This is a genomic window from Bacteroidia bacterium, assembly GCA_025056095.1.
GTDB lineage: Bacteria > Bacteroidota > Bacteroidia > JANWVE01 > JANWVE01 > JANWVE01.
In genome coordinates, this window is the sequence record JANWVW010000192.1 from 1 (window position 1) to 5,289 (window position 5,289).

A 5,289-nucleotide genomic window follows, 5' to 3' on the forward strand; every position below is an offset into this window, starting at 1 on the left:
GAAGGGCGTGCGTTAGCACGGTGCGGAGCGAAGCGTAGCACCGAAGCGTCAGCGTAGCCCGCAGCACGCCGACCTTGTGGGCATGAGCGCAAGCGAAACGCCCACAAGGACACGCCCAAAAAATTAAAAAAGATTAACTATTTTGCTTCTAACTTATACACATCCATCAAATTTCTGCCTAAATTGGCATAATCTAGCCCATAGCCAATAATAAAATCATTTGGAATCTCAAAACCTACATAATCCAAATGAATGCTGGGGGAAAGCTTCTGCTTGTGAAACAAACAAGCTACGCGAATACTCTTGGGATTTCGCTGTTTGAGATAATGAACTAACATTTCAATCGTTCTACCTGTATCCACAATATCTTCCAAAACAATTACATCTTTATCTTGAATGGTAGCTGCTTCAACACCTAACATGATAAAAGGTTGGTGCTTGGCGGAAATTTCCCCTTTATAGCTTGATATTTTGACAAATTCAAACTCACACGTAAGTTTGATGTGTTTTGCTAAATCAGATGCAAACAGAAATGCTCCATTTAGAACAGGTAAAAAAATAGGACTCTTTCCCGCAAAATCTATATTGATTTGCTCGGCAATGGATTTAATCTTATCCTGTATTTCTGCTTGTGTGATAAATATAGTAAAACTCTTATCTAGTAGTTGAATGTTCATACGTACTTATGTGTGCGAAGATTTTAGAGTATTTTCAGCTTTTTGGCGAGCATCAGCTTCAAAAGCAAGTGAAATAAGGTTGGCTACAGATTTTAAGAAAGTTTGATCTTCTGCTTCCCAACGAGTAATTCGCCCTACCTGTTCGCAACAAATCACTCCTATGGTTTTACCTCTCAAACGAATAGGATAGTCTAACATGGAGTAAATATCGAACGGTTTGAGATAGGTTTCATTGAATTCAGAAGTTTGAAGGTCATTTCTGGCATCGTTAGCTACTATTGCATCTTGATAAAATAGGCATCTAAAATAATTGGGGTAATCTTTGGCATAGAGCTCTAACCCTGATTCGTGCTTGCTGTTCCAGTATAGGTCTAAACAGGATATTTTTTCGTTATCGTCAGAGAGTTTCCATATACTTACCCGCGCCACGTTCATTGCTTTTGAGGTTTCTTCTGTAATGCATTCAAAAACTTTTGACAGATTATTTAACTCTGCATAATTTTTTAAGGTAAGATAAGATAAAGTTTGATTGTAGGTACTTAGTTTTTGTTCTTTTTGCTGTAAAATGTTATTGAGAATGTATAAGTTCTCTTGGGCAGTTTGTAACTCTTCCATATTTTGGCGGAGTTCTTGGTCTTGGGATATAATTTCTTCGTTCAATGCTTTCAATTCAGCAAGCATCTTTTTGTTATTAACACTTTCTATACTCATGACTAAAAGGTCTGCGATAGATTTTGCAAAATATCTTTCCTCAGGTTCAAAAGAACGTCCAGTATTACCTTTTTGCTCATAGCAAATGCATCCGATTAAGTTTCCTGATTGTAGTAAAGGAACAACCATTACCGAAATAATACCCATGGACTTGTAGTAGCTATCTAACAGAGTACGAGTATAGATATGCTCATACACATTGTTACTAATAAAAACATTCTCAACACGTAGAGCTTGAAAAAAATAGGGGTGCTCCTCTGCAGTTAAAACATACCTCAAATGCAAATGTGTTTGAACTTCATTAGAATATAGAGTTTCTAGTTCCAGTGCTTGTAGTTGCTCATTATATTTCCATATAGAACATTGAGATATATTGAGAGATTTACAAGCAGTTTCAGAGAGATAGTTTTGAGCTTGCTTGTAAGTTTCTATTTTGGGCAAAATATTTTTGGTAAAATTATTCAAAACATTCTGAAAGCGATTGACCATGTCGTTTTTGCGTAGCAGTCGTTCAGTTTGTGCTCTCATAAATTCTTGAGTCGTCCGAAGCTCTTCTAAATTTTGTGAGAGTTCTTCATTACTAGTTAGAAGTTCCTCTGTTTTGACTTGTAGTTCTCTCTCTATAGCTTTTTGGTGAGAAATATCCCTAAAAATGGCAATTAAATACTGTATTTGTTGAGAGTCATAAATAGGTGCAGCAATAACTTCCAAAGGAATACGAGTGTTATTTTTTAATACTTGAATATCATTAGCATACGCTTTTTTACCTTGTGCTGCTAAGGTCATAGGTAGTTTAGAGAAAGGGTAGATGTCGTTGGTATATTCCATATAAAGTGGATATTCTTGTTTGTTTGGATTTATAATACCTTCACCTAATAAGTTGATGGCAATATCATTAGCTAAAAAAGTTTTTCTATCTACCGTTTGGATAAGTACCCCTACAGGTAATTGATTGAAAAATTGACTCAATATATCTTTTTGAATACCTGTGGTTTTGAGTTTCAAAAGGTAGTACCTAATTTGTGCTTGATGTAAAATGTATTGCTGTACAATAAGTTCTACATTGTCTGCAGTTGTATATTCAAAACTGCTTGATTTATTTAAGATAATTTTTTGAATATCAGAACTATCAATAGGTAAGCTGCCCAGAATAGCCAGTATTTCGCCTTGAATTCGGGTAATAATCAATTTTCCCATAAATTCGTTCAGCAAAGTTTGTATGATTGCTGAACATTCTTCTATCTTAAGCTGCATACATCTATCCTAATCAGAAGTAATTTTTATTCTTCTTCATCCTCTTTTTCATCAGAATCATCAGTTGTAGATGCAGGTAAAAGTTTGGTAGCTCCTTCCATTTTAGCTGGGGTATAAGCCCCAGAAGTAGTATAAATAATTTTGCCTTGTGGATCTAGTACATAGAAGTAAGGAGTTTCTTTTTCAGTCATATTTAGTTCATCTTTATATTTACCTAGTGCGCCTTGGTATACTAGAACATACTTATGCAATTCAGGGTCCAGTTCTTTTTTTAGTTTTTCTTCAATTTTTTCTCCTGCGGCCTGTTTAATTCCGCCTATCATAATTACAAAGTATACTTGGGCATCGTATTCAGGTTCATAAATAAAAGTGTTGAAAGCAGGCTGTAGCCAAGTTTCTAGTTCCTGCTTGGATTTTTGAGAATAGCCTATACCTAAAACAGTGTATTTACCTTTTGTGCTAGTAGGTAAAGTTATGTTTTTGTTATCCAAAGTAGTACCGCTTAGTGTAGGAAAAATTTTGCCTACTTGGGCAAAATAAAGAGCAGGATAAAAAAGCAGTACAAGTGAAAAAGCTAAGCTTTTCATATTGACTTTACAAATTTAATGTATTTTTTCATAATCGTGTGCTTAAAATGTCGAATAATCGTAAAAAATTAAGTTAATTTTTTTCATTTTTTATTTTTTACGCTTAGCTTCTTTTCGGCATTTATCTGAACAATATTTAACTTGTTCCCAATTTTTTGCCCAAGCTTTACGCCACACCATTGGACGATGACAATGCTCACATATTTTTTGGGGCAAGTTAGGCTTAGTATATCTAGGCTTTTGAATCTTCATATTTCAATAATTCCATATAAAATAAAAACACAACAGCTTAATTTTTAATATATGCATCCTTTATATTCAATTACTTACATGCAAAACTTGCCTTACAATATCGTGTTGAAAAAAGAAAACCAAAGTCCCCTTCGGAAACTTGATTGAAAAAGGATATGTGAAAATTAGTGAATACTTGTGCAGTAGAGATGAAAAACACTCTGGCACAGGTATTAGCCGATGCTTCTTTAATCACTGATGGAATAGTAGGCTCTACCCAAAAAGTAAGTGCTTATCTATTAGGAAAAGAAGGTATAACGGCTGAACTTTTGTGCACTTCAAAAGAGATAGTCGGCTGATAAGTATTGATGACCTAAGGCATAACTACGAAGAGAAGTAATTTAAAAAGTATGACCTTTAATGTAGATAGAGGAGAAATACCATTTGAACAAGATAGCGAGGAATGTTTTGAACGAAAATTTGGGTCTTAACTTCGTAGCCTTACAACTTTTTGCAACTTTCAAAAAGTTTTGAAAGTTGTAAAAATGTATTTACTTTTGTAGGTATGAATATAATTCTTTCATCTATCAAGGACCCCAAGTTAAAAGCTGTTGCGGAAAAGGTAGTAGCGAACGAGCGTATTACAGAGGAAGAAGGCTTGATGTTGTATGAGAGTAATCATTTGAGTTTGTTAGGGAGCTTAGCCCATTATGTACGTACGCGTAAACACGGGAAAAAAGTATATTTTAACCGCAATTTTCACATAGAACCCACAAACATTTGTATTTTCACCTGTGCTTTTTGTGCTTTTGCGCGCAAACCGGGTCAAGAGGGGGCGTGGGAATATTCGCTTGAAGAGATAGAAAATATTGCTCGTAAATATCAAGGTAAGGGCATTACAGAAGTACATATTGTGGGAGGTGTGCATCCCAAGCGGGATGTACATTACTACGGTGAGATGATCCAAAGAATCAAAAAAATTTTACCTGGCATTCATGTAAAAGCTTTTACAGCCGTAGAATTAGCTGTAATGATCGCTCGTTCTAAAATGACCATAGAAGAAGGACTGCGCGCACTCAAACAATATGGATTAGACTCTATCCCTGGCGGAGGTGCGGAAATTTTTGCAGAAGAGATACGCAGTCAAATTTGCGATACAAAAGCCTCTACGGAGCAATGGCTTACTATTCATGAAACAGCCCATAAACTTGGCATTCCTTCTAACTGTACTATGCTTTATGGACATATAGAAAAATATCACCACAGAATTGATCACATGGCTCGTTTGCGTAGCTTACAAGATAAAACCCATGGCTTTAATACGTTCATTCCGCTCAAATATAGAGATGATAACAACCAACTTTCCCATGTAGTAAGCGAAGTGAACATGTTAGAAGACCTTAAAAATTATGCGGTAGCTCGCATTTTTATGGATAATATCCCTCATCTCAAAGCCTACTGGCCTATGATTGGTAAGCAAACAGCTCAAATGAGTTTAAGCTACGGGGTTGATGATATTGATGGCACTATTGATGACACTACCAAAATTTACTCTATGGCAGGGGCAGAGGAGCAGAATCCTGCTTTAACTACTCGAGAATTAGTACATTTGATAAAAAAAGCAGGTTTTATTCCTATTGAAAGGGACACACTTTACAATGTCATTCATGACTATTCCCAAGAGGAGGTAAAAGACCCCGTGGATATACCTATTTTAGGTTAGATTATTCAAATATAATGTTTTAATTTTTCTTTTTTGGGCGTGCCCTTGTGGGCTTTTGCCCACAAGGTCGGCGTGCTACGGGCTACGCTAACGCTTCGGTGCTGCG

Annotated in this window: 6 protein-coding genes; 2 read left to right on the top strand and 4 right to left on the bottom strand. The window is 35.9% G+C overall.

All coding sequences use genetic code 11. The annotated features are described in order from the left end of the window. Positions 1–137: 137 nt before the first annotated feature. The 4 genes from hpt to NZ519_11565 form a co-directional block, all read right to left on the bottom strand. Complete coding sequence (gene hpt / locus NZ519_11550; GenBank protein MCS7029388.1) at positions 138–677, bottom strand: hypoxanthine phosphoribosyltransferase; 540 nt, start codon at positions 675–677, stop codon at positions 138–140. Positions 678–683: 6 nt separating this feature from the next. Continuing rightward, positions 684–2,585 carry a GAF domain-containing protein gene (locus NZ519_11555; GenBank protein MCS7029389.1) on the bottom strand — a complete coding sequence of 634 codons (1,902 nt, stop codon included), beginning with the start codon at positions 2,583–2,585 and terminating at the stop codon, positions 684–686. 83 nt (positions 2,586–2,668) lie between these two features. Continuing rightward, a complete protein-coding gene (locus NZ519_11560; GenBank protein ID MCS7029390.1) occupies positions 2,669–3,229 on the bottom strand; it encodes a mitochondrial ATPase complex subunit ATP10 in 561 nt (186 codons plus the stop codon). A 90-nt stretch (positions 3,230–3,319) separates the two neighbouring features. Next, positions 3,320–3,481 carry a DUF2256 domain-containing protein gene (locus NZ519_11565; protein MCS7029391.1) on the bottom strand — a complete coding sequence of 54 codons (162 nt, stop codon included), beginning with the start codon at positions 3,479–3,481 and terminating at the stop codon, positions 3,320–3,322. A 188-nt stretch (positions 3,482–3,669) separates the two neighbouring features. Between NZ519_11565 and NZ519_11570 the strand changes: the two genes are divergently transcribed. Continuing rightward, positions 3,670–3,819, top strand: coding sequence for a hypothetical protein (locus NZ519_11570; protein ID MCS7029392.1), 150 nt, complete (start codon positions 3,670–3,672; stop codon positions 3,817–3,819). A gap of 206 nt (positions 3,820–4,025) precedes the next feature. Further along, positions 4,026–5,183, top strand: a complete 1,158-nt coding sequence (mqnE, locus tag NZ519_11575; protein ID MCS7029393.1) for an aminofutalosine synthase MqnE — start codon at positions 4,026–4,028, stop codon at positions 5,181–5,183. Positions 5,184–5,289: the final 106 nt, after the last annotated feature.

Excerpts from the sequence above, each read along its gene's own strand:
- hpt (MCS7029388.1), bottom strand. The coding sequence starts at position 677 with ATGAACATTCAACTACTAGATAAGAGTTTTACTATATTTATCACACAA.
- NZ519_11555 (MCS7029389.1), bottom strand. The coding sequence starts at position 2,585 with ATGGGAAAATTGATTATTACCCGAATTCAAGGCGAAATACTGGCTATT.
- NZ519_11560 (MCS7029390.1), bottom strand. The coding sequence starts at position 3,229 with ATGAAAAGCTTAGCTTTTTCACTTGTACTGCTTTTTTATCCTGCTCTT.
- NZ519_11565 (MCS7029391.1), bottom strand. The coding sequence starts at position 3,481 with ATGAAGATTCAAAAGCCTAGATATACTAAGCCTAACTTGCCCCAAAAA.
- NZ519_11570 (MCS7029392.1), top strand. The coding sequence starts at position 3,670 with ATGAAAAACACTCTGGCACAGGTATTAGCCGATGCTTCTTTAATCACT.
- mqnE (MCS7029393.1), top strand. The coding sequence starts at position 4,026 with ATGAATATAATTCTTTCATCTATCAAGGACCCCAAGTTAAAAGCTGTT.